Source organism: Streptomyces resistomycificus (assembly GCF_001514265.1).
GTDB lineage: Bacteria > Actinomycetota > Actinomycetes > Streptomycetales > Streptomycetaceae > Streptomyces > Streptomyces resistomycificus.
In genome coordinates this window covers 100,015-123,919 of the sequence record NZ_KQ948988.1, presented here as the reverse complement: position 1 = coordinate 123,919, position 23,905 = coordinate 100,015, and the positions used below count along the sequence as shown (strand labels likewise).

18 protein-coding genes are annotated in these 23,905 nt (G+C 70.4%); 3 read left to right on the top strand and 15 right to left on the bottom strand.

Annotation, left to right across the window (positions count from 1 at the left end; genetic code table 11):
* Positions 1–87: 87 nt before the first annotated feature.
* Entirely contained in the window at positions 88–1,104 is a 1,017-nt protein-coding gene (locus AQJ84_RS00490; protein WP_030041198.1) for a hypothetical protein, read from the bottom strand.
* A gap of 418 nt (positions 1,105–1,522) precedes the next feature.
* Here AQJ84_RS00490 and AQJ84_RS00485 point away from each other — a divergent pair, with 418 nt between their 5' ends.
* The 3 genes from AQJ84_RS00485 (at position 1,523) to AQJ84_RS00475 (ending at position 3,939) form a co-directional block, all read left to right on the top strand.
* Entirely contained in the window at positions 1,523–2,413 is an 891-nt protein-coding gene (locus tag AQJ84_RS00485) for an NAD(P)-dependent oxidoreductase (RefSeq protein ID WP_030041197.1), read from the top strand.
* A 44-nt stretch (positions 2,414–2,457) separates the two neighbouring features.
* Positions 2,458–2,829, top strand: a complete 372-nt coding sequence (locus tag AQJ84_RS00480) for a PIN domain-containing protein (protein ID WP_030041196.1) — start codon at positions 2,458–2,460, stop codon at positions 2,827–2,829.
* 171 nt (positions 2,830–3,000) lie between these two features.
* Positions 3,001–3,939, top strand: a complete 939-nt coding sequence (locus tag AQJ84_RS00475; protein ID WP_374935438.1) for an alpha/beta fold hydrolase — start codon at positions 3,001–3,003, stop codon at positions 3,937–3,939.
* 9 nt (positions 3,940–3,948) lie between these two features.
* Here AQJ84_RS00475 and fxsT read toward each other — a convergent pair whose 3' ends face one another.
* The 14 genes from fxsT to AQJ84_RS00410 form a co-directional block, all read right to left on the bottom strand.
* Complete coding sequence (fxsT, locus tag AQJ84_RS00470; RefSeq protein ID WP_053192950.1) at positions 3,949–7,884, bottom strand: FxSxx-COOH system tetratricopeptide repeat protein; 3,936 nt, start codon at positions 7,882–7,884, stop codon at positions 3,949–3,951.
* Complete coding sequence (gene fsxC, locus AQJ84_RS00465) at positions 7,881–9,197, bottom strand: FxsC protein (RefSeq protein WP_030041194.1); 1,317 nt, start codon at positions 9,195–9,197, stop codon at positions 7,881–7,883. The genes fxsT and fsxC overlap by 4 nt, the downstream gene beginning before the upstream one ends.
* Positions 9,197–9,859, bottom strand: coding sequence for a TIR-like protein FxsC (locus tag AQJ84_RS00460; protein ID WP_051870001.1), 663 nt, complete (start codon positions 9,857–9,859; stop codon positions 9,197–9,199). The genes fsxC and AQJ84_RS00460 overlap by 1 nt, the downstream gene beginning before the upstream one ends.
* The gene (locus AQJ84_RS00455; protein WP_037803115.1) at positions 9,852–10,682 is read right to left on the bottom strand and encodes an aminoglycoside N(3)-acetyltransferase; all 831 of its coding nucleotides are present in this window, start codon (positions 10,680–10,682) and stop codon (positions 9,852–9,854) included. Before AQJ84_RS00455 ends, AQJ84_RS00460 begins: the two co-directional genes overlap by 8 nt.
* Positions 10,683–10,688: 6 nt before the next feature.
* A complete protein-coding gene (locus AQJ84_RS00450; protein WP_051870000.1) occupies positions 10,689–12,824 on the bottom strand; it encodes an FxsB family cyclophane-forming radical SAM/SPASM peptide maturase in 2,136 nt (711 codons plus the stop codon).
* A gap of 22 nt (positions 12,825–12,846) precedes the next feature.
* Entirely contained in the window at positions 12,847–13,047 is a 201-nt protein-coding gene (locus tag AQJ84_RS42820) for a hypothetical protein (protein ID WP_053192948.1), read from the bottom strand.
* A 235-nt stretch (positions 13,048–13,282) separates the two neighbouring features.
* The gene (locus tag AQJ84_RS00445) at positions 13,283–14,809 is read right to left on the bottom strand and encodes an amino acid permease (RefSeq protein ID WP_037803113.1); all 1,527 of its coding nucleotides are present in this window, start codon (positions 14,807–14,809) and stop codon (positions 13,283–13,285) included.
* A 137-nt stretch (positions 14,810–14,946) separates the two neighbouring features.
* The gene (dxs, locus tag AQJ84_RS00440) at positions 14,947–16,872 is read right to left on the bottom strand and encodes a 1-deoxy-D-xylulose-5-phosphate synthase (protein WP_030041189.1); all 1,926 of its coding nucleotides are present in this window, start codon (positions 16,870–16,872) and stop codon (positions 14,947–14,949) included.
* Positions 16,873–17,130: 258 nt separating this feature from the next.
* Entirely contained in the window at positions 17,131–18,441 is a 1,311-nt protein-coding gene (locus AQJ84_RS00435; RefSeq protein WP_053192946.1) for a sugar ABC transporter permease, read from the bottom strand.
* Positions 18,438–19,226, bottom strand: coding sequence for an ATP-binding cassette domain-containing protein (locus tag AQJ84_RS00430; protein ID WP_079022750.1), 789 nt, complete (start codon positions 19,224–19,226; stop codon positions 18,438–18,440). Before AQJ84_RS00430 ends, AQJ84_RS00435 begins: the two co-directional genes overlap by 4 nt.
* A 210-nt stretch (positions 19,227–19,436) precedes the next feature.
* Complete coding sequence (locus AQJ84_RS00425) at positions 19,437–20,483, bottom strand: sugar ABC transporter substrate-binding protein (protein ID WP_374935437.1); 1,047 nt, start codon at positions 20,481–20,483, stop codon at positions 19,437–19,439.
* 169 nt (positions 20,484–20,652) lie between these two features.
* Complete coding sequence (locus AQJ84_RS00420; protein ID WP_030041186.1) at positions 20,653–21,852, bottom strand: ROK family transcriptional regulator; 1,200 nt, start codon at positions 21,850–21,852, stop codon at positions 20,653–20,655.
* Between the two features lie 184 nt (positions 21,853–22,036).
* Entirely contained in the window at positions 22,037–22,960 is a 924-nt protein-coding gene (locus tag AQJ84_RS00415; protein WP_030041185.1) for a carbohydrate ABC transporter permease, read from the bottom strand.
* Between the two features lie 4 nt (positions 22,961–22,964).
* Entirely contained in the window at positions 22,965–23,891 is a 927-nt protein-coding gene (locus AQJ84_RS00410) for a carbohydrate ABC transporter permease (protein ID WP_030041184.1), read from the bottom strand.
* Between the last annotated feature and the right edge of the window lie 14 nt (positions 23,892–23,905).

The following is a 23,905-nucleotide window of genomic DNA, read 5'->3' as shown; positions in this document are numbered from 1 at the left end:
TCGACGCATACAACCCTCTGTGCGTTTCATGTGTCTCAGGTCCCTGAAACGCCATACGGTCACGGAACCTCCGGTTCCGAGCGGGCGTCAGACCTGCCGCCACGCCTCCAGAGCCAGTCCCGGCTCGTCCTTACGGCGGGTCAGGAGCAGTTGCCCGCTCGATCGCGAGAGGGTGGCCGCGACCACCCTCTCGTCCTCGTCGACGGCCAGTGACACCTCGGCGTCCGCGGGAAGTCGAGGCCCCGACTCGGTCCACCAGGCACCCGCCGACTCCTGCTCGGTGGGGTACGCGGCGAAGGCCACCCGGCCGCTCACGGAGCGCTGCGCGAGCAGGGTGCAGTCGTGTCCGTCGAGTGCGCAGCGGACGGCGGCCACCGGGCCGGGGCCGGCGGAGGCGAGGAGTGCGACCGGTTTGGTGCCGGGGCGCCAGGCGCACAGGTCGCCGGAGGTGTCGGTGAAGAAGAGGGTCGTGCGCTGCGCGGAGGTGGCGAGGGCCCGCAGGGTGCCGGGGCGGACCGGGACCTCGATCGCCTCCTCCAGGACCGGATCGGCGCCCGGCTCCTCCTGCCGCCAGTGCAGAAGGCCGCCGGAGGTGGCCGCGTACAGCCCGACCCGTCCGGACTCCCCCGTCACTGCCGCCAACTCCTCTTGTACGTCACTCCCCTTGAGGTCGCGCCAGGGGTTCCAGCCGCCCTTCTCCTTCTGGGCGGCCAGGCTCACTCCGCCGCCCTTGTTGCGCACGAAGACATGGGCGCGGCCCTGGGCGTCGACCGCGACGGCGGGGGTGCCGGTGCGGGCACCCTTCTTGTCGGGGTGCCCGATGGGGGCCCAGTCGAGGGCGGCGAGCCGGGGCCGGAAGTGGGTGGAGTGCACCAGGCCGGACTCCTGGGTGCCGGTGGGCCGCCAGGAGACCAGATGGGCGTAGCCGTCGGCTCCCCGGCCGAGCGCGAGCACGGGGTGCAGCTTCTGGTCGCCGCCCACCCGGCGCGCCGCTTCCCAGGGGCCGCCGGGGCCGCGCTCCGCCCGGCACAGGACGGCGTCGCCCGCGGTCAGGTACACACTGAGCCGGCCGTCTCGGCCGCGTATGAGCCAGTCGCCGTTCACCCGATCACTGTAAGCGGGCGGTACCGCTCGACGCGTTGCGCCCCCGGCCCTTGTCCCCGGGCCCTCACCCCCAGGTCGCGGCCCCGGACCACGTCCTGGTCGCCGCCCGCGGACGCTGGACGGGGAAGCGACGGGCGACGGGCGACGGGCGACGGGCGACGGGCGACGGGCGACGGGCGACGGGCGACGGGCGACGGCCAGATTCTCGGCGTAGGTCACCAGAGACACCTCACGCACGCCGTACAGGGGCTCGACGCCGCGCGGCAGCCGGGTGAAACAGCTCGCGGCCCGCCCGCTGCTCCCCTGTGGGCTCAACGGCCACCGGGCGTGGCTGGACGGCCGTGTCGCCGCCACCCGGCACTGATCCGGCAGGCTGGACCCCAGCAGCAGGCACGTACGAGGACAGGAAGTTGACGTCATGACCGACACCCGCACCGTGAGCGTCCTGGGCACCGGGATCATGGGAGCCGCCATGGCCCGCAGCCTGGCGCGCGCCGGACACACCGTCCGGGCCTGGAACCGCACCCGGGACAAGGCCGAACCCCTCACCGCCGACGGGGCGTACGTCGCCGACACCCCCGCCGACGCCGTGCGGGGCGCCGACGTCGTCCTGACGATGCTGTACGACGGTCCCGCCGCCCTGGACGTGATGCGCGAGGCGGCGCCCGGTCTGCGCCCCGGTGTGGCCTGGGTGCAGTCGACGACCGCGGGTGTCGAGGCGATCGGCGCGCTGGCCGACTTCGCCCGGGAGCGCGAGCTGGTCTTCTTCGACGCGCCGGTGCTGGGCACGCGCCAGCCGGCCGAGGCCGGCCAGCTGACCGTGCTGGCCGCCGGGCCCCAAGACGCCCGGGACGCGGTGACACCGGTCTTCGACGCGGTGGGCGCGCGGACCGTGTGGACCGGCGAGGACGGCGCGGCCGGTTCCGCCACACGGCTGAAGCTGGTGGCCAACAGCTGGGTGCTCGCGGCCACCGCGGCGACCGGCGAGGTGCTGGCCCTCTCCCAGGTTCTCGGCGTCGACCCGCAGACCTTCTTCGACCTCATCGAGGGCGGCCCGCTCGACATGGGCTACCTGCGCGCCAAGGCCGGGCTGGTCCTCGACGACCGGCTCACCCCGGCCCAGTTCGCGGTGGCCACCGCCGCCAAGGACGCGCGGCTCATCGTCCAGGCGGGCGAGCGCAACGGCGTCCGGCTGGACGTGGCCGCGGCGAGCGCGGAGCGGCTGGAGCGGGCCGCCGCGCAGGGGCACGGGGACGAGGACATGGCGGCGGCGTACTTCGCCAGCTTCGACGAGAAGCGGGAGGACTGAACCGGGCCCCGTGCGCGGAGCCCGGCCGTGGGACCCTGGCCGGTATGGACGAGAACGCCCCGCTGCTCGTGATCGTGGACGCCGCGAACGTCGTCGGATCGGTGCCCGACGGGTGGTGGCGGGACCGGCGGGGCGCCGCGGAGCGACTGCGGGACCGGCTGGCTGCGGACGGGGTGCCGGGGCGTCCGGGGCCCGTGGAGATCGTCCTCGTGGTGGAGGGCGCGGCCCGTGGTGTGGAGTCGGTGCCGGGTGTACGGGTGGAGGCCGCGCCGGGCAGCGGGGACGACCGCGTGGTCGAGCTGGCCGCGGCGGCCGAGGGGCGTCCCTGCCTGGTCGTGACGGCCGACCGGGAACTGCGTCGGCGGGTGACGGAACGGGGGGCGGAGGTGACCGGACCGCGTACGGTGCGCGGCTGACGTTCCCCGGTGCCCGCCCCCGGAAGGCGCTCTTCCGCCCACCGGCCGACTCGGCGAAATGGGCATAAGCTGGCCTCGTTCGGTCATGATTTCGACATTCTGGTCACTTTCCAGTGACGGGATGACGCCGACGCGAGAAGCTGGCTCAGGGGTGCCCGTCGTTCTGAAAGGATGCCGGCACTCATGACGGCCGGGGCACGGGAGGCAGGAGTGGCGCGTGCCGCTCGCAGCAGAGACGGGCGCGAGCTCGTTTTCGATTCCTGGGGTGATCCTCAAGGACACCCCGTCTTTCTGCTGCATGGAACTCCCGGCAGTCGTCAGGGACCGCGCCCGCGGTCGATGGTGCTCTACCAGCTCGGCATCCACCTGATCGCCTACGACCGTCCCGGCTACGGCGGTTCGACGCGCAAGCCCGGCCGTCAGGTGGTCGACGCCGCCGCCGACGTGGCGGACATCGCCCAGTTCCTGGGGCTGGACGCGTTCTCCGTGGTCGGCAGGTCCGGAGGCGGTCCCCACGCGCTCGCCTGTGCCGCGAAGCTGTCCGACCGGGTGAGCAGCGCCGCCGTGCTGGTGAGCCTCGCACCGCCGGACGCCGAGGAGCTGGACTGGTTCGAGGGGATGACCGAGTCCAACGTCCGCGAGTACCGCAACGCCCGCGAGAACCTCACCGTGCTGCGGAGCACCCTGGTGCAGAACGCGGACGCCATGCGGGCCGACCCGATGTCCGTGCTGAAGGACCTCGACGACGAGATGCCCGACGTCGACCGGAACGTCGTGGCGGACGCCGGCATCCGGCGGATGCTGCACGAGAACTTCCAGGCCGGGATCAAGCAGAGCGCGGACGGCTGGATCGACGACGCCGTCGCCTTCAGCATGCCGTGGGGCTTCGATCCGAAGGAGATCACCGCGCCCACGCTGCTGTGGCACGGCGAGAGAGACGTGTTCTCCCCCGTCAAGCACTTCACCTGGCTGGCCGGCAGGATCGAGCACGCCACCGTCGTCCTGGAGCCGTCGGCGGCGCACTTCGCCGCCGTCCCGGTGCTGCCCAAGGTGCTCGGCTGGCTCCGGGAACAGGCGAAGACCGACGCCGCCGCGATCACGACGGCGTGATCCCCTCCGTCAGATCGGGTGCGGATCGAGCTCCAGTCCCACCCGCTGACCACTGCGCAGCCGGACCACCTTCGAGTGCTTCCCCCCGAGCTTGGCGCTCAGGGCGTCGAGGCTCTCCCGGGCCAGCTGCTCTGCCTCGGAGGTACGGCCGATCTCGCGGAGCAGGACCGAGAGGTTGCCCTGGCAGGTGAGCGGGGTGGGATGGTCCGGGCCGAGCCGGTCGCTCAACTCCCGGTACGCCTGGCGGTAGTTGCGTTCGGCCTTTTCCACGTCACCGAGGGCCGCCTCGGTGTTCGCCAGGTTCATCTGGCAGTTCATGCTGAAGGGGTGCTCCGGACCGAGGGTGGTCTGCAGCGCGGCGCGGGCCTGCTCGCACACCTCACGGGCCGCGGCGAGCCGGCCGGTCGACAGCAGGTTGATGGCGTGGTTGACCGCGCACGCCAGTGTGTTGGGGTGGGCCTCCCCGAGCGCGGTGCGGAACCGGTCGAGCAGGTCGGCGGTCTCCGTGCAGGCCTCCTCGTGGCGGTCCGCCGCCGCGAGATGACCCGCGAGGCCGAGGCGGACCACCAGCGTCTCCGGAGAGGCGTCGCCCAGGCGCCGGCGGCAGATGTCCAGGACGGTCTGGCTGAGGTCGACGGCCTCGTCCAGCCGGTCGAGCCTGCGCAGGGTGATGGCGAGCGCCTTCGCCGCCTCCAGCGCGGGTGGTGACTCCGGCCCGAGTTCCACGGCGGTCTCGTACACCCTGCGCAGGGTCTCCGCCGAGGCCTCGTACTCACCGCAGGAACGCAGGTCACGGCCGAGGTTGATGAGCGAGAACAGGGTGTAGGGGTGCTTCGCGCCCAGCGTCAGCGCCCGCAGGTCGCAGTTGTCCTTGTCGACGGACTGGGCCTCGAAGCAGTCGCCGGCCATCCGCATCGACACGGCCAGGTTGTTCGCCGCGAAGAGCGCCCGGGGATGGTCCTCGCCCAGGAGGTCGACGGACCGCTCGTAGGTCTCGCGGTCGATCTCCAGCGCCCTGGCGACCCGGCCCACGGCCCGCAGGTCCGCCGTGAGGCCGCCCGCCGTCATCAGGGTGTGCGCGTCGTCGTCGCCCAGGGCCTCGCGCTGTCGCTCGTAGACGTCCTGGTCGATCTCCAGCGCCCTGCTGTACCAGCCCTGGAAACGCAGCACGTTGGCGATCTCGAAGCGCAGGTGCAGGGTCCAGCGGTCGTTCGGTCCCGCCTCCTTCTGCCAGATGGTCAGCAGCTCCTCCGCGAGCGACATGGCGTCCGCGTACTCGCCGCGCGCCCGCAGATACCGCAGCCACTCGGTCATCAGACGCCGGATCCGGTCGTCGAGCGAGTACTTGGTCCACGGCGTCTTCAGGTGGGGCCAGATCATGTTGTAGCGCGACCAGTTCCCCGGGCGTTCCACGTCGCCCTCGGACGGGCGCGCCCCGCTGAGCACGTTGCGCACGACCCGCAGCGCCGCTTCCTGCTCCTCCTCGGACATGGACGAGCGCACCGCGGCCTGCACGAGCCGGTGCACCTGGATGCTGCGGCTCTTGCGGTCGACCTTGGCCAGGGCGTAGCGGTGCAGCTGCCGGATGGCCCGGGACACCAGCGCCGTGCCGTCGCTGCCCGGCTGCACCTCGCTGAGGGCCTCGGCCAGCTCCTTGCCGTGCACCAGGTCGAAGGAGATGGGGTCCGCGCCGAAGTGCGCGCACAGCTGCAACAGCCGCCGGGCGACCGGGGAGTTGAGCTGCTGGATGGAGATGTTCCAGGTCGCGCCGACCTGCAGCGGGTAGGCCCGGACGTCGGCGGCCGCCTCCAGCGTCGCCAGTTGCGGCTCCAGCAGTTCGAGGTACTCGGAGGCGTCCTGGCCGGTCTCGTTCAGCCAGGCGGCGGCCTGGTCGACGGCCAGCGGCAGGTCGCCCAGCGCCTCCGCGACCCGGTCCGCGTCCTCGGCGCTGATCGCGGAGACCCGGTGCAGGAGGTGCTCGATGCTCTCGGTGCGGGAGAAGACGTCGACCTCGACCCGCTCGCCGATCTGCGCCCAGCCCTCGTTGCGCGTGGTGATCAGCACGTGCCCGACCGGGCTGTTGACCAGCAGGCGCTCGATGGACTCGGGCGTCGTGGCGTTGTCGAAGACCAGCAGCCAGCGGTCGTACGTCGTGCCCCGGCGCAGCGCGTTGCGCACCGCGTCGGCCGTGGCGCTGATGCTGTCCCTTTCCTCGATGCCGAGGTGCGGGGCGAGTTCGGAGTACTGGCGCAGCGCGAGGTCGCCGAACTCCGCCTCGATCCACCAGACGACGTCGTAGTTACCGCGGTAGCGGTGCGCGTACTCGGTCGCCAGCTGGGTCTTGCCGACTCCGCCCATACCGTGCAGGAGGGTGGCGGTGCCGGAGTCCTCGAGCCGCAGCCGCAGGTCCTCCAGCACCTCGGCGCGTCCGGTGAAGGCCGCGTTGCGCACCGGAACCGACCACACGGGCGGCTCCGCACCGGGGAAGCGGGGGCCGTTGACGGAGGCGTCCGCGGGATGGTCGCCCTGGACGACCTGCGCGTCCAGGGCCCGCAGCAGGACGCTGCGGGCCTGCGCCTCGGTCATGTTGCCCAGATGGATCGGCTTGCGGTCCGAGAACGGGTGCCCCAGCCGCACGTCGCTGACCTGGATCGGCACCAGGGTGCGCCGCGATCCCATCGGATCGGCCGCGGCCACGGCCTCCCAGACCGCCCTGGCCTGGGGGGATTTCTGGTAGGCGGCGGACAGCACGGCCACCGTGCGGGAGGCCCCGCGCACATTGCTGTCGGTGTCGTCGCGCAGCAGGACACCGGCGGCCGAGCCGTCCTCGGAGCGGGCGTCGCCCACGGTGAAGCCGGCGTCGGTGAGGACCCGCCCGATCCAGTCCGCCCACATCCGGTCCTCGGGCACATGGCTCAGGAACACATGGGTGGGGTCCGGCGGCCGGCGGCGCACGACGGCCTTGAGGTAGCTCTGACGCTCCTCGTCGGTCATCGGGGCGAGGCGGCTCACCTCGCCCTCGGTGATGACCGACGTCAGCCGTTCGCAGGCCGCCAGCAGGGAGGCGGGGGTCTCCGGCTCGTCGCGGAAGGTCGCCAGGATCTCCTCGTAGGCGTAGGTGGGCTTGTACGGCACCTCCACCTGGCCCCAGTAGCGGCGCGGGTCGACGTGCGGGGTACGCACCAGCAACTGGTCGAAGGTGCGCCGGACCTTGGCCCGCGCCGCCTCCAGCCGGTCCGCCTCGGAGTCCTCCACCCGCATGGGCACCGGCAGGATCCGGATGCGCCGGTCGCGGTAGGTGTCCTCCACCCTGCGGGCGACGGCCGCCGCGCCCTCGATGCTCTGGTCGTTGTGGGTGAAGCAGTTCACCAGCACGTCGGGGAAGTGGATGGTGCAGATGTCGGAGATGTCGCTCAGGCCGGTACGACTGTCGACGAGGACGTAGTCGTAGCCGCGCCGGAACTGGGCGCACAGGGCGTCCAGGAACTGGCCGCCGTACTGCTCCTCGTAGAAGCGGTTCCAGTTGAACTGGGAGAAGATGGAGGAGTAGTTGCGGTCCTGGCGGCCCGCGGAGACGTAGTCGAGCCGGCCCCCGCCGGAGAAGTTCCACCGCAGCGGGGAGACCGCCTTGCCGATGTCGGCCTGCTCGGTGATCCACGCCTCGTCGGCCGGGGCTGGGTGCAGGGACTCGACCTTGAGCATGTAGTCGTTGATGAGGTCCAGCACTCCGGGCCGGTCGCGTAACGCGTTCGGCTCCAGGAACGGACTCAGGAAGCGGTCCAGCCCCGGCGCCTCCAGGTCCCAGTCGACCACCAGCACCCGCCTGCCCTGTGAGGCCGTGATCCAGGCGGTGTTGGCCAGCGCCATGGTGCGACCGGTGCCGCCCTTGTAGCTGTAGAAGGTGACAATCCTGCCGCCGTCGGGGCTGGGGGGTGCGCCGGTCACGGTTGGGCCTCCTGGTCACCCTGGGATTCGGCCTGGTCCGAGGCGGGGGCGACCGGTCCGCCGGATACGGCCTGGGGCCGCTCCGCCGACGCCGAGGGCCTGGTCGAGGATCGTAGCGGAACTCGGTTGAGGTACTGCTGGGCCGCGCTGTCGGCGAGCTCCATGAAACGGGAGTTGAACGCCTCCGAGTTGTCGATGCCGGCCACGGCGGCCCGCTGGATGGCCCGGCCGTTGCTCAGCCGCCGGGGCAGCGCGGAACTCAGCAGCGCGCCGAGCTCCCTGCGCGCGTGCCGGGTCTGCGGGTCGTCGGCCAGGGGGGTCAGCACGCTCACCCAGGGCAGGTCGCGGGCGTCGAAGGCGCGCAGCCGGTCGACGGCGGCGCGGTCGTACAGGATCCAGGGGTCGAGGATGAGCACCCAGGGGCTCCTTGTCTCCCGCTGCCCGAGGAAGACGGCCTCGGCCTCGTCGTAGGTGCGGATCTCGGGAGTGAACCCGAGATTGCGGGCGAGTTCGGCGGTGCGTTCGGCCAGCGGAGTGCCGACGCCGTCGCTGAAGGGCTGCCAGTCCCGCGGCTCGGGACCGTACTTGGTGTCCCTGCGGGCGGGCGGCAGGTGCTGGAGGTCCGGGGCGAGCACCGCGATGCCCAGCGGGTGCCAGGACGAGGCGGCGAACGCGTCCGGTACGGCGTCCAGATCGACGAACTCCTCGTCCTGCGGCGGGGGTTCGGGCGCCCGGCGGGCGGCCTGGACCACGCACTGGGCGATCCTGCGGACGCACTGGTCGTAGTACTCCGGGTGATCGGAGTGCTGTCGCAGCCCGTACAGGCCGCCCTTCGCGTAGCGGTCCAGCGCGACGTCGTCGACACGCACCGGTGCCGTCGGCCGCTCGGGCACGGGCAGGTCCAGGTCGACGACGACGGGGCGCGCGGTGGTCGGCACGGGCGTCCACAGCGCCGGAATGAGCCTGCCGCGCGGGGAGCGATGGGTGAAGGCGTACCACTGCCGGCCGCAGTACACGTCGGTGAAGTAGCGGCGTGTGATCAGGGGGACGAAGCTGTGGCAGCGGTGCAGGGCGCGCGCCGTGTCGGGTCCGCCGCGGTCGGCGGCGTCCAGGTAGCCGAGGGAGCGGGCCGCGAAGGAGCCGCTCATCGACACCACCGCCGTGGCGAGATCGCTGTAGAACTCCTTCACGTTCTTGTCGGCCGTCGGGCGGTCGGGGTCCTGGCCACCGCCCGGCGGAGGCACGGGGGCGTAGCTGAGAAAGAAGAAGGGTGCCGTGTCGTGCACGCCCTCGGTGAAACGGCTGCCATGCATCAGTGCTCCTCCCCCGCAGAACCGTTCAGGGAGTCGAAGAGGTCGTCGAAGACGCTCGGATCGCACGGTTCCAGTCGAGCGCTCACCGCCACCTCGACGATTTTCTGGGCGAGCTGGTAGACCACCTTGTTGAAGGTCTTGTGACGTCCGTGGGTCTGCAGACCGAGCAGACCCACGGTCGGATAGTCGTCCCCGAAGTCCTGGTGGGTGTACTGCAGGTCGGAGTAGGGCCGGGGGATCTCGTCGGGCCGCAACGGGTTCCACAGGACCGGGACTATGGCGTTGCGGGTGAACGTCCCCCGTTCGCGGTGGAGTTGCTGCCGTCTTTGGAAGCACTCCCATTCCAGGGCGCACCACTCGCTGGTGAACAGCCGCCGGGACAGGACCGGCACGAGGACCTGGCAGCGCGCCAGGCGCCTCTTCAGCTCGTCCTCCCAGGCGCTGCCGAGCGGGATCCTCCGGTCGAGGTAGACCGCCGGGATCTTGGCGTCCAGGTCGGTGAGTTCCATGAGGTCGTCGGTCAGCTTGGAGTGGAAGCGGATCAGCCGGTCGTCCGGCGGTCTGTCGCTCTCCGGTACGTGCGGAGTGCGGCCGTAGCTGAGGAACCCGTAGGGCTGCTGGACGCTGCTGCGCGGCTCGCCGCGGCGGGGATCCTCAAGCACGGTCGGCCTCCGCGGGGAGGCTCCTGGGCGCGGTGCGGCCCGCGGCCATCCAGTCGGCGGCGGTGTCGACGGCCCAACGCAGGGGGAACAGCCGGCTGTCGGCCGCACCGATCCGCCCCCGGGCGACCGGGCCCCTGCCGCCGGACGCCCCGCTCTCCAACCAACTGCCGAGTGCTCCGAAGTCGCTGTCGTCGAGGTCGACGTCGACGAAGCCCATCCAGCGCGGACCGTCGTCGGTCATCACCCGGCAGTCGTAGCGTCGGCGGACCGCGCCGGGCTGCCGGTACTCCGCCAGATGGAACGCCGAGCAGGTCTCGAACCCCACGCCCAGCAGCAGGACATACGCCCCCTCCTCGTAGAGCCGGCCGAGCGGGGACCGCTCGCCCAGCAGGCAGTCCAGGGCATGGCCGGCGGTGATCCCCGCGGCCCGGGGTCCGAGCGCGGCGAAGGACGTCTGCGGGTGGGTGCTGCGCACCGCTCCCGGGGCGGCCCGCACCTCCTCCGCCAGCCGTCCCATGCCGTCGGAAGGGGTGGAAGCCGCGCTGAAGGGCTCCATGTTCTCACGGTAGGACAGAAGTTGACTGCGTGTCAGGCCTTGCGTCATGCGGACATACGTCCGTGATGTCAGCGAATTTCCCTCGGTGAACGTGGGCACCACCACGGTGCCGCCGGGACCTAGCGCGCCCCGCAGTGCGCGCAGCACCGCGGGGCCGCCGCCGGGTACCGGGCCGACGGACCGCAGGGACGCGTGCACCAGGAGCGTCATGGCATTCCCGACGCCGAGTGCACGCAGGTCCGCGGTGAGGCAGGCCGCTGTGGGCATCTCCCGTCAGCCTCGCAGCCGGTCGGCGATCCGGCGTCCGTGTGCGGTCAGGCCGTCGGGGGGAAGCGCCCGCGCCGGAAGGTGGTCCAGGTACACGGACCGGAGGCCTTCCCGGGCCTCGTCGCTGCCCGCGAGGTCGAAGAGGTCCAGCAGGGCGTTGAACTTCACCTGTTGCACTCCCTCCACGATCAGCCCGGCCAGCGCTTCGGCGGTCTGGGGCAGGGCCAGCCCCAGGGCACCGAAGGCGTGCGGATCGGCCGCCACGTGTCCCTGTGCGCCTGCCCCGCGCACCGGGGTGCACGAGGTGAGCAGGGCGCGGACTCCGGGCACGCGGCGGGCGTGCCGGGCGCGCAGGTGAGCGGTGGCCTCGGCGAACAGCCGCAGCCACCGGGTGTGGCCCGCCTCGTCCAGCCTGGGTTCGGGCTCGGTGGGGAAGCCGTCACGGTAGGGGTCGGTGTCCTCCAGCGGGACGGTGACCCCGGCCACGACGACGTGGCGTACCGGCTCCCAACCGATGCCGGGGGCCTCGGTGACGGGGAGGGGCCCGCCGTCCGGCGGGGCGGCGACCCGCAGGCGGCCTTCGTGTGCGAGCAGCGCCACGGGTCCGTACCCCGGAGCCCGGGTCAGCCGTCCGATCCCCGGCAGGTGGGCCTGCCCGGCCTGTTCCTCCAGTGCGAACCGGAGCGGGAGGCCCGCCCGGAGCGCCGTCGACAGGGCGATCTCGCCCAGCCGTTGCCGGACGGCGGCCGGTGCCACCCGCCCTTCGAGGCTCGCAACCGCCCAGGTGCCGAGGTGGGGGTGGCGCACGGTCTCGGCGGTCTCGCGGGGCCGGTGCCGGTCCAGCCGGGTCAGGGCGCTCGCCTCGGGGCCCGGGTACCGGGCACACACGGCGCCGAGCAGCATCCGGCGGACGCTTGCCTCGGCGGCGACGAGGGCACGCAGCGCGTCGTCGTCACCGTCGCCCACGGCGAGGGAGTCGAAGCCGTGCGCGGTCAGGGTGTGGGGGCGGCGCACCGGCTGCGGGCGCGGGGAGCTCAGCACGTGTCCGATCAGCCGGAAGAGGTCCTCGCAGTAGACCGAGGGGTTGTCGAAGCCGTTGTCCGCACGGTGGCGGTGGCCGTACAGGCCGCCTCCGCAGATCCGCACCACGGAACACTCCCGGCACGGCCGGCTCAGCGTGTCCACTCCCCCGCTCTGCGCCAGGAAACCGGGGTGGGCGGCCGCCTCGTCGAACGTGTGCCGCAGGACGTGGAACCCGGTGCCGGGCGCCCCGTGGCCGGCCGTCTTGAGCCAGTCGGCCTGCTCGATCTCGCCGTCGGTCTCGACGACGACCAGATCGGGGCTGCCGAGACCGAGTGCCTCGGTGAAGGACTCCTGCCCGTCCCGCCCGGCCTCGATCGAGTCGAAGAGGCGGACCGGGAAGGGCCTGCCGTCGGCGCTCCAGCGGTCGTGGACGGCGATCAGCCAGCGCGCGTGGGCGGCGGTGCCGGCGGCGGGGTCCTGCGGCGGCGGCCGGTCCCAGGTGGCGTGCGGCAGCAGGAAGTCCACCCGCGGCGGGTGGAGTGCGGCCAGGGCCTCGTAGACGGCGACCGGGTCGTTGTGCACGTCGACGGTGCACAGCAGGCCGGCGAAGGCGCTGCGGTACGGAGGGGAGCCGATGAGCCGCACCGCTTTGACGACGGCGTCGTACGAGCCGGTGCCGTTCGCACGTCTGCGGTGGCGGTCGTTGGAGGCGCGGTCGCCGTCGAGGGAGATGCCGGTACTGATCCGCTCACGGACCAGCATGCGGCAGAGGTCCTCGTCCAGGCGCAGTCCGTTGGTCTGCATGCGCAGGTCGAGTTCGCACACGCCGTCCAGGGCGGAGCGCAGGTCCCCGGCGATCCTGGCCAGTCGCCCGCCTCCGGCGAGCAGGGGTTCGCCGCCGTGCAGGATGACGTGCACCCGCGGGAGTTCGGGGTGGGCCGCGGCGTGTTCGGCGATCCGGTGCGCCACCGCCGTGGCCACCTCGTCCGGGATCACCTGCGGCCGGCGCCGCCAGCTCTGGTCGGCGTGCCGGTAGACGTAGCAGTGATCGCAGGCCAGATCGCACCTGCTGTGCACCTTGAGGACGAACTGGCGGAACGCTCTTGTCCCGGCGGTCATCGGCGCATGGGGTCCTGGCCGGTCAGATGCCGGAGTTGAAGGTGGGGAGCGACTGCCATCCGGACGGCAGCAGGTCGCTCAGGGTCCGGCTGTGGACGTCGGCCACCCGGTCCAGCGGTATCGCGCCGCAGTCGGGGATCTGTGTGGTGAACTCCGCCGGCTCCGAAGGGGCTGTTGGTAACGCGCTCTGAAACCCGCCTGAAAGTGCTACGGCGTCCGTCATCGTGATCTCCTTCGCCGGTTCACGGAGTCGCACTGAGCAGTCGAGCCGTGGCACGTGGTGACCACCCCACCCATCATCGCTGCCGTATCCGGTCAGTGACAAGGGCGACAAAGGCAGCTTACGGGTCAGCTTCCATACGGTGACGGTCATTTCCGGTCAGGCGCGGGACGGCGCGCACAACCGGCCCCGTGGGCCGCCGGAGGCGGGACCCACGAGGCCGGTGGGCAGGAACTCCCTACTGCTCCGTACCTCCGCCCGGCGGCCGCGTGGCCTGGCCGGCCGCGGCCTCCTGCTGCCGGCCGAGCCGGCTGTGGGAGCGGCCGTAGAGGAAGTACACGACGAAGCCGAGCACCATCCAGCCGGCGAAGCGGAGCCAGGTCTCGGTGGGCAGGTTGAGCATCAGCCAGAGCGAGGCGGCCACCGACAGGATCGGGATGAACGGCACCCACGGGGTGCGGAAGGCCCGGGGCAGGTCGGGACGGGCCTTGCGCAGGATGATCACGCCGATCGCCACGACCACGAAGGCGAAGAGCGTGCCGATGTTCACCAGTTCGGCGAGTTCGCTCAGCGGGGTGAAGCCGGCGACGATCGCGATGATCACGCCGAGCAGGATGGTCGGGCGGTGCGGGGTCTTGAACCGCGGATGGACCTGGGAGAAGAACCGGGGCAGCAGCCCGTCACGGCTCATCGCGAAGAAGACCCGGGTCTGGCCGAGCAGCAGGATCATGCAGACGGTCGTGAGGCCGACGGCGGCGCCGAAGCTGATGAAGCCCGCGAACCAGGGGTGCCCGGTGGCCTTGAAGGCGTCGGCGAGCGGCGCGGTGATGGACAGGTCGGTGTAGTGCTGCATGCCGGTGACGACGATCGACACCGCGACGTACAGGGTCGTACAGATCAGGAGGGAGCCCAGGATGCCGCGGGGCATGTCCCGCTGCGGGTTCTTGGTCTCCTCGGCTGCCGTGGCCACCACGTCGAAGCCGATGAAGGCGAAGAAGACGACCGAGGCGGCGGTGAAGATGCCCATCACTCCGAAGTTGGAGGGCGCCCAGCCGAACATCAGCTGGATGAGCGGGGAGTCGAGACTGTCGCCCGCCGGGACCTCCTGCGCCTTCGGGACGAACGGGTCGTAGTTGTCGCCCTTGATGAAGAAGGCACCGGCGACGATCACGGTCAGCACGACCGTCACCTTGATGGCGACGACGACCGAGGTGACGCGCGCGGACAGCTTGGTGCCCAGCACGAGGATTCCGGTGAGTACCAGGACCAGGGCGGCGGCGAGGATGTCGAAGCCGAAGCCGTCGGCCCCGTCTCTGACGCCCAGCGCGGCCGGCAGATGCCAGCCGGCGTTGTCCAGCAGCGAGGCGATGTAGCCGGACCAGCCGACGGCGACCACCGCGGTGCCGAGCGCGAACTCCAGGACCAGGTCCCAGCCGATGATCCAGGCGGGCAGTTCACCGAGTGAGGCGTACGAGAACGTGTACGCCGAGCCGGCTACCGGAACCGTGGAGGCGAACTCGGCGTAGCAGAGCGCGGCGAGCGCGCAGACCACCCCGGCCACCACGAAGGCCAGGGCTACGGCGGGACCGGCGTTGTTCTTCGCGACGGTGCCGGTCAGGACGAAGATTCCGGTGCCGATGATGACGCCGACGCCGAAGACGGTCAGATCCAGCGCGGACAAGGATTTCTTGAGCGCGTGCTCTGGTTCCTCGGTATCGAGGATGGACTGCTCGACCTTCTTCGTCCGGAAGAGGGTGCTGCTCACGGGTACCTCCCACGCTGTGTCGTCCTCGACATGATCGAGAGGGGGCGTAGTGCGTATGCCCCGGCGCGCGTGGATTCACGCGGATGGGCCGGTTCCACCACCCTTCACGGTGGTGGAACCGGCCCATCCGGAGGTACTCAGTCGCGCGCGGACTCCACCGCGTCGACCTCGGCCGCCGCACTGCCGTACCGGCCGTCCAGCTTGGCGACCAGGCCGGTGACCTGGCGGGCGATGTCGGGCGCGGTGAGCCCGATCTCCGCCATGACCTCGGCGCGGGAGGCGTGGTCGAGGAAGCGCGGCGGGATGCCGAAGTCGCGCAGCGGGACGTCCACGCCGGCGTCGCGCAGGGCCTGTGCGATCGTCGAGCCGACGCCGCCGACGCGGGAGTTGTCCTCGACGGTGACGACGACCCGGTGCCGGTCCGCGAGGGGGGCCATGGCCTCGTCGACCGGCTTGACCCAGCGCGGGTCCACCACCGTGGTGGAGATGCCCTGCTTGTCGAGGAGGCCCGCGATCTCCAGGCACATCGGCGCCAGGGCGCCCACGGAGACCAGCAGCACGTCCGGGGTGTCGGTGCCCGGCTCGCGCAGCACGTCCATGCCGCCGACGCGGCCCACGGCGGGGACGGCGGGGCCGACGGCGCCCTTGGAGAAGCGGACCACGGTCGGCGCGTCGTCGACCTCGACGGCCTCGCGCAGCTGGGCGCGGACCTGGTCGGCGTCGCGCGGGGCGGCGAGCCTGAGGCCGGGGACGACCTGGAGGATCGACATGTCCCACATGCCGTTGTGGGAGGCGCCGTCGGTGCCGGTGACGCCGGCCCGGTCCAGGACGAAGGTCACGCCGCACCTGTGCAGGGCGACGTCCATCAGGACCTGGTCGAAGGCGCGGTTGAGGAAGGTGGCGTACACCGCGAACACCGGATGCACACCGCCGGTGGCGAGGCCCGCCGCGGAGACGGCGGCGTGCTGCTCGGCGATGCCGACGTCGTAGATGCGGTTCGGGAAGGCGTCCGCGAACTTCTTCAGACCGACCGGCTGCAGCATCGCCGCCGTGATCGCGACGATGTCCTCGCGCTCCTTGCCGAGCTGGACCATCTCGTCGCCGAAGACGGACGTCCAGTCGGCGCCCGACGCCTTGACCGGCAGGCCCGTGTCGGGGTGGATGGGGCCGATGCCGTGGAAGCGGTCCGCCTCGTCCTGGAGGGCGGGCTGGTAGCCGCGGCCCTTCTCGGTGAGGCAGTGCACGATGACGGGCCCGCCGAAGCGTTTGGCGCGGGCCAGCGCCGACTCCAGGGCCTCGATGTCGTGGCCGTCGATGGGACCGACGTACTTCAGGCCGAGGTCCTCGAACATGCCCTGCGGGGCGATGAAGTCCTTGAGGCCCTTCTTGGCCCCGTGGAGGGTCTCGTACAGCGGCCTGCCGACCACCGGGGTCCGCTCCAGCACCTCCTTGGTGCGGGCGAGGAAACGCTCGTAGCCGTCCGTGGTGCGCAGGGTCGCGAGGTGGTTGGCGAGACCGCCGATGGTCGGCGCGTACGACCGCTCGTTGTCGTTGACGACGATGACCAGCGGGCGGTCCCCGTCGGCGATGTTGTTCAGGGCCTCCCAGGCCATGCCGCCGGTGAGGGCGCCGTCACCGATCACGGCGACCACGTGGTCGCCGCGGTCGAGGATCTGGTTGGCCTTGGCGAGGCCGTCGGCCCAGCCGAGGACCGTGGAGGCGTGGCTGTTCTCGATGACGTCGTGCTCGGACTCGGCCTGCGAGGGGTAGCCCGACAGGCCGCCCTTCATCTTCAGCTTGGAGAAGTCCTGACGGCCGGTGAGCAGTTTGTGCACGTAGGACTGGTGGCCGGTGTCCCAGAGCACCTTGTCCTTGGGCGAGTCGAACACCCGGTGCAGGGCGATGGTGAGCTCGACCACGCCGAGGTTGGGGCCGAGGTGGCCGCCGGTCTTGGAGACGGCGTCGACCAGGAAGGTCCGGATCTCCTCGGCCAGCTGGTCCAACTGCTCCAGGCTGAGCCGGTCCAGATCGCGCGGTCCCCTGATGCGGGTCAGCAGCGGCACCCGTGCCTCCTTGCAGTAGAGCTGTTGCCGGGCTTGTCGAGTCTAATGTTCCGCCTGAGAGGACCGCGCCCGGGCGGTGCGTGATACGTCACGCGATCGGCTGTACCCAAGATGTGGCGTTCCTATGACACGACAGTTGCCCGGCATCGTTTTCGATGCCGGGCAACAGGGCGCCCCTCGGGGGCGCGGGCAACCGCGCGACCGGCCCCACACGGCCGGCTTGCCGCCGGGGCACCGCGCCCCGACGGCGAGACGGCGCTATGCGCGTCCGGCGGCCTTCTGGCTCCTGCGGGAGACGGAGTCGATGACGACCGCGCCCAGCAGGACCGCACCCGTGATCATGTACTGGATCGACGTGTTCATGTTGAGCAGGTCCAGGCCGGTCTGGATGGACTGGATCACCAGCATGCCCAGCAGCGCGGACCACACGGTGCCGCGGCCGCCGAAGAGGCTGGTGCCACCGATGACCGCCGCGGCGATCGCCAGCATCAGCGTGTTGCCGCCGCCGGCGTTCAGCGTGGCGCTCTGCGTCTGACCGGCGAAGAACATACCGCCGACCGCCGCGAAGCCACCGGCGATCGCGAAGACGGTGATACGGATCATCGACACGTTGATACCGGCACGGCGGGCGGCCTCGATGCCACCGCCGACCGCGAAGATCTTGCGGCCGTACGGGGTGCGGCGCAGCACGAAGTCCACGATCACCAGCGACGCGAGGAAGATCACCAGTGCGTTGGACACACCGGCGGACGAGTTGAGGACGTACGCGGCGACGAACGTGGCCACGGCCAGCGCGCCGACGCGCAGCGCGATCTCACTCGTGGGCCGGAACGGCACGCCCGCGGCACGACGGCGGCGCTGCTCGATGAGCGAGCCGGCGAGCATGGAGGCGACACCGAGGCCGGCCAGCAGGTAGGCGCCGATGACGGCCTGGTCCATGAAGAACGAGCTCTGGCCGAAGAGGTGCACGGGGCCCTCGTCCGGGATGTTGATGGTGCCGCTCTCGCCGAGCAGCCACAGCATCAGGCCGTTCCAGCCGAGGAAGCCCGCCAGGGTCACCACGAAGGCCGGTACGCCGATCCGGGCGAAGAACCAGCCGTGCAGGGCGCCGATGCCGATACCGGTGACCACGGTGAGCAGCAGGGCCAGCCAGGAGTTCACCCCGTGGTCGACCACGAAGACGGCGAACAGCGTGGAGGCCAGGCCGCTGACGGAACCGACGGACAGGTCGATCTCGCCGAGCAGCAGCACGAACACCAGGCCGATGGCGAGCATGCCGGTGGCCGAGAGGTAGTAGCTGATGTTGGAGAGGTTGTCGGCGCTGAGGAACCGGTCGTTCTGCAGTTGGAAGATCGTCCAGATGACGATCAGACCGACGAAGACCGGCAGGGAGCCGAGCTCACCGCCCTTCACCTTCCGCTTGAACTCGGTCAGGTAGCCCTTGAGGCCCTCTTCGCGGATGAGCAGCCGCGGGTCGACGACGGTGACCGGCGCCGCCGTGGGGTCGTCGGACGGGGCGACGGTCTCCTGTGAGGGATCCTTCTTCACGGTCTTGGACGAGTCACTCACTTTGCCGCCTCCGTGGTGCGCCCCGCGCGACGGGTCACGGCGTTGTCCGTGGCACCGGTGATCGCGGCGATGATCTCTTCGTGGGTGGTGTCCTTCACCGGGAAGGACCCGTTGTTCTTGCCCAGGCGCAGGACGGCGACGGTGTCCGCGACCGCCTTGACGTCGGCCATGTTGTGGCTGATGAGGATGACGCCGAGGTCGCGTTCGCGCAGCCGCTCGACCAGGTCGAGGACCTGCGCGGTCTGTTCGACGCCCAGGGCCGCGGTGGGCTCGTCGAGGATGACGATCTTGGGGTCGCCGATCAGCGCGCGGGCGATGGCGACGACCTGCCGCTGACCGCCGGAGAGGCTCGCGATCGGGATGCGGACGCTCGGGATGCGGATGGAGAGGGTGCTCAGCAGTTCCCGGGCGTTCTTCTCCATCGTGACCTCGTCGATGACGCCGCGGTGCAGCAGCTCACGGCCGAGGTAGAGGTTGCCGACGACATCGAGGTTGTCGCACAGGGCGAGGTCCTGGTAGACGGTCGCGACGCCGAGTCCCTGGGCGTCGTGCGGCTTGTTGATGCTGACCGGCTTGCCGTCCCACTCGATGACACCCTCGTCGATGGGGTGCACACCGGCGATCGTCTTGACCAGCGTGGACTTACCTGCGCCGTTGTCGCCCACCAGGGCGACCACTTCTCCGGCGTGGACCTCCAGTTCGACCTCGGTGAGGGCCTGCACCGCACCGAATCGCTTGGAGACTCCGCGCAACGCCAGCACGGGCGTAGCGGACACGTGAACCATCTCCTTCGCCGCCTGACCGGCGGGGATGCCGCGCTTGTCGAAAGGCGCGGAGGGTTGTGCTCAAGGCACTGATTTACAAGATGAACATGCGGGCGGCCGGTGCCCCTCGGCAACGGCCAAGTCCCTCATGCTTCCGTCCGGCGCCCGCCCCGCAGCGGGGTTGAAGGTGGGGCGGGCGCCGGACAGGTCTGGTCTGCCGCCGGCGGCTGCTTACTCCAGACCGGCCTTCTTGCACGCGGCGGCGTAGTCCGCGGTGCAGATGTCGGCGACGGTGTAGAGCTTGTCCTTGATCACCGTGTCGTTGATGTTGTCGACGGTGACCGACACCGGGGTCAGCAGCTGCGAGGGCACCTTGTCGCCGGAGCCGCTGGTCAGGGTCTCGGTGGCCAGGTCGTCGATGCTCTTGCCCTCGAGCAGGTTGACCGCGAGCTGGGCGGCCGCGTCGGCCTCCGGCTTGAATGCCTTGTAGACGGTGCTGGACTGGGTGCCGGCGACGATGCGCTGGATACCGGCGAGCTCCGCGTCCTGACCGGTCAGCGGGATGCCGCTGATCTTGGCGCCCTTGAGGACGGTGGCGATGCCACCGGCCATGCCGTCGTTGGCGGCGTAGACGCCCGCGATGTTCTTGGCGCCGAGCTGGGTGATGGCGGCCGACATCTTCTGGGCGGCGACCGTGTCCTTCCACAGGCCGGACTGCTCGTAGGCGATGTCCACCTTGCCGTCGAGGGCCTTGTGGGCGCCTTCCTTGAACTGCGCGGCGTTCGGGTCGGCGTCGTCACCGTTGATCATGACGACCTTGGACTTGGGGGTCGCCTTGTCGCCGAGGGCGTCGATCAGGGCCTGGCCCTGGAGCTCGCCGACCTTGACGTTGTCGAAGGAGACGTACGCGGAGACCGGGCCCTGGGCCAGACGGTCGTACGCGATGACCTTGACGCCCTTGTCGACGGCCTTCTGGATCGAGGACTTGATCGCGGCGGAGTCCTGGGCGCTGACCACGATGACCTTGACGCCCTTGGTGATCATGCTGCTGACCTGCTGCGCCTGCTTGGCCGAGTCGGCTGCGGCGTTGGCGTACTCGACCTTGCAGTCGGAGCAGAGCTCGGCGACCTTGTCCTCGAAGTACGGCTTGTCGAACTTCTCGTAGCGAGCGGTGACGTTGTCGGGAAGAAGCAGGCCGATCGACTTGCTGTCCGAGCCGCTGCCGCTGCCCGAGTCGTCGTCACCGGCCTTGCCACAGGCGGCCACCGAGACGGCCATGGCCCCGATCGCAACGGCAACAGCGGTACGACGCATGAGCGTGTTCACTTTTGAAACCTCCCTGACGAGGCCGCGACATTGCGGCCGAGGTGGCTGGAAGTCAACTCGGCCACGCGTGCGACGTCAAGAAGTAAATACTTAACGAGATGGCAACGGCGTCCTGCGTTCTCTAAGTGAAGGCAGGAGTCGCTGCGTGCAGCGTGCCGTCCAAAAGGGTCGAATCACCCATCTCGCTGAGTGCGAGAGCGAGCGCTCCGAGCACCTCCGCACGTCCACCAAGTGCCCCTGGAAGCACGGACAGTTGGCGCGCCGCACTGGGGATCGCGTAGCGGCCGACAGACTCCCTGATCGGCCCGAGCACGAGCTCGCCGGCCTCGGCGAGATCACCGCCCAGGACCACCCGGCTCGGGTTCAGAAGATTGCAGAGATTGGCGACTCCACTGCCGATGTGTCGGCCGACGTCGGCGATCACCCGACGACAGCCTGGGTCTCCGTCCCGCGCCAGTCGCACGACGCCTTCCATCGTCAGGTCGGTCCCGTGGCTGGACTGGAGCAGCGGCAGCACGTAGCGCGCGGCCGCGAAGGTCTCCAGGCAGCCCCGGTTCCCACAACGGCAGACGGGGCCGGATTCATCAAGTGTAATATGTCCGATTTCTCCCGCAGTGCCACCCGGGCCGCGGTAGATTTTCCCGCTGATCACCAGACCGGCACCGACACCGCTGGCGACCTTGATGTACGCCAGGTCGCGCACCCCCCGGCCGCTGCCCCACACCATCTCGCCGAGGGCGCCGAGGTTGGCGTCGTTGTCCACGTGCACGGGAACGCCCAGCCGCCCGCGCATCTCCTCGGCCGGCCTGGTGCCGATCCAGCCCGGCAGGATGGCGGAGGAGCCGAGCGTGCCGGACTCCAGGTCGATCGGTCCGGGTACGCCCAGGCCCACCCCGGCGATCTTGGAACGGTCGACGCCCGTTGCTGCGATCAGGCGACTGACCAGCTGTTCCGCCCGGTCGAAGCCCTGGGTCGAGGAGGCGTCCACGTCGAGCGGTTCGGACTCCTCGGCCAGCACCTGGTGGGCGAGGTTGCCGACCGCGACCCGCAGATGCGTGTGCCCGAAGTCGACTCCTATGACGATGCCCGCGTCCCCGCTCAGCGAGACGCTGCGGGCCCTGCGGCCCCCCGCCGAGGTGGGCGTGACCTCGACCGTTCCGCCGTCCTTGAGCTCGCGCACGATGTTGGAGACCGTCGCCGCGGACAGGCCCGTCGTCCGCGCGATCTCCGCCTGCGTGAGCGACCCGGCCAGCCGTACGGCGCGTACGACCCGCTCCAGGTTGGCTCGGTGCAGCGACGACTGCGACCCCGGAGTCTCCACGACGACCTCCTGCGCGCGGGACCGCTTCGACGAGGCCCCGTCTATGTCCAACTAGTGAACTCTAAGCTGAGCCGTTCGGGTCGCCTCCCGTCAAGAGGTTGAACCGCATCCGAGTGCTTGGACGGCAACACGGCCGCCGCCCCCGGCCGCGCCGGGAGCGGTGTCCGTACGGGTGGGAGGGCCGCTACTTCAGCGCCCCCGCGGTCAGTCCCTGCACCACCTGTCGTTGGAAGACGATGTACGCGGCGAGCACCGGGAGCATCGCCATGACCAGGCCCGCGAACAGTCCCGACCAGTCGCCCTTGTACCCCTGGCTGACCGCCAGCTGGACCAGGCCCTGGGTGAGGACGCGCTTGTCGGGGTCGGTGTTCAGCACCGTGGGCAGCATGTACTGGTTCCACTGCCCGAGGAAGTTGAAGATCCCCACGCTGATCAGGCCCGGCTTGGCCATCGGCAGCATGATCTGGAAGAACGTCCGGGAGTGCGAGGCCCCGTCCACGAACGCCGCCTCCGCCACCGAGGTCGGCAGGGTGCGGAAGAACGCGGTGAGAAAGAACACCGTGAACGGCAGCGAGTAGGCGATGTAGACCAGGATCAGCCCGTGGATCGTGTTCAGCAGGCCCATGTTGTTCACGACGTAGAACAGCGGGACCAGCGCCAGCATGATCGGGAAGCTCATGCCGCCGATGAACAAGAAGTAGATGAACCGGTTGCCGGGGAAGTCGAAGCGGGCCAGCACGTAGGCCGCCATCGAGCCGAGGACCAGCGTGCCGATGAGCGAACCCCCCACCACCAGAACGGTGTTGAGGAAGTAGTCGCTCATGTTGGCCTCGGTCCAGGCCCGCGACCAGTTGTCGAAGTGCAGCCTGTCCGGCAGCGACCAGGGCGAGCCGAAGATCGCGCTGTCGTCCTTGAAGGACGTCATCACCGCCCACAACAGCGGCATCACGACCAGGATCGCCCAGATGACCAGGACGCCGTGCGAGAAGACGTTGAGGGTGGTTCCCTCCTTGTCGGCCCGCCGGGGCGGGCGCGCCGGGGCGTCGGTCTTGGCGACGGGGACACCGGACTCGGCCGGTACGGGGGCGGGGGTCTCGGTCGTCTTCATTGGCTCAGTACTCCAGCCGCTCGCGCCGGCCCAGTCGCATCACGAGGGCGGCGAAGGCCAGCGTGACGACGAGGAGGGCGACACCGATCGTGGTGGCATAGGCGGCCTGCCCGTCGCGGAACGCCTTCTGGTACACGTACAGGACCATGACGGTGGTCGAGTAGTCGGGACCTCCCGGCCCGGTCGTCATGATCTGCACGACCGCGAAGGACTCGGCGCCCAGCGCGAGGATGCCCATGTAGACCCAGCCGGACTGCACGGTGTCCCACAGCAGCGGCAGGGTGATCCGGAAGAACGTGGCGGCACGGCCCGCCCCGTCGAGCAGCGCCGCCTCGTACAGGTCCGCCGGGATGGAGGCCATGCCGGCGGAGAAGAGGACCACGAAGAAGCCGACCGTGGACCACACCAGGACGGCCATCACACACCACAGGGCCAGGCCCGGGTCGCCCAGCCACAGGGGCTGGACACTGTCGAGCCCGATCCCGCGCAGCAGCGAGTTGATGGCGCCGCTGTCCGGGTTGTACGCGAAGGCGAACAGCAGGGCCACGATGGCGATCGAGAGCACCTGCGGGAAGAAATAGACGATCTTGTAGAAGGAAGAGCCCCGGACGCCGGAGATGACCGGGCCGCCCTTCCTTCTCCGTCCGCCGACATTGATCATGAATGCGAAGAACAGCGCCAGGCTGATCGTCACCAGTGGCAGCACGACCGCGAACATCAAGCTGTGCTGCAAGGACTTCCAGAAGATCTCGTCGTCCAGCATCCTCCGGTAATTGTCCAGGCCGACCATCTTGAATTCGGGGCTCAGGCCGGTCCAGTCCGTGAACGAGTAGTAGATGGACTGGATGAACGGCCATACCACGAAAAGCGCGTACAGTCCGAGGGGCAGCGCCAGAAACCCCACGATGAACCGGTACTTGCCGTGCTGCATCGCTTCTCCGGTCC

What these genes read in the sequence shown, in the direction of transcription:
- AQJ84_RS00485 (WP_030041197.1), top strand. Translation starts at nt 1,523, where the DNA reads ATGACCGACACCCGCACCGTGAGCGTCCTGGGCACCGGGATCATGGGA.
- AQJ84_RS00480 (WP_030041196.1), top strand. Translation starts at nt 2,458, where the DNA reads ATGGACGAGAACGCCCCGCTGCTCGTGATCGTGGACGCCGCGAACGTC.
- AQJ84_RS00475 (WP_374935438.1), top strand. Translation starts at nt 3,001, where the DNA reads ATGCCGGCACTCATGACGGCCGGGGCACGGGAGGCAGGAGTGGCGCGT.
- fsxC (WP_030041194.1), bottom strand. Translation starts at nt 9,197, where the DNA reads ATGCATGGCAGCCGTTTCACCGAGGGCGTGCACGACACGGCACCCTTC.
- AQJ84_RS00455 (WP_037803115.1), bottom strand. Translation starts at nt 10,682, where the DNA reads ATGCCCACAGCGGCCTGCCTCACCGCGGACCTGCGTGCACTCGGCGTC.
- AQJ84_RS00450 (WP_051870000.1), bottom strand. Translation starts at nt 12,824, where the DNA reads ATGACCGCCGGGACAAGAGCGTTCCGCCAGTTCGTCCTCAAGGTGCAC.
- AQJ84_RS42820 (WP_053192948.1), bottom strand. Translation starts at nt 13,047, where the DNA reads ATGACGGACGCCGTAGCACTTTCAGGCGGGTTTCAGAGCGCGTTACCA.
- AQJ84_RS00430 (WP_079022750.1), bottom strand. Translation starts at nt 19,226, where the DNA reads ATGGTTCACGTGTCCGCTACGCCCGTGCTGGCGTTGCGCGGAGTCTCC.
- AQJ84_RS00425 (WP_374935437.1), bottom strand. Translation starts at nt 20,483, where the DNA reads ATGGCCGTCTCGGTGGCCGCCTGTGGCAAGGCCGGTGACGACGACTCG.
- AQJ84_RS00415 (WP_030041185.1), bottom strand. Translation starts at nt 22,960, where the DNA reads ATGAAGACGACCGAGACCCCCGCCCCCGTACCGGCCGAGTCCGGTGTC.
- AQJ84_RS00410 (WP_030041184.1), bottom strand. Translation starts at nt 23,891, where the DNA reads ATGCAGCACGGCAAGTACCGGTTCATCGTGGGGTTTCTGGCGCTGCCC.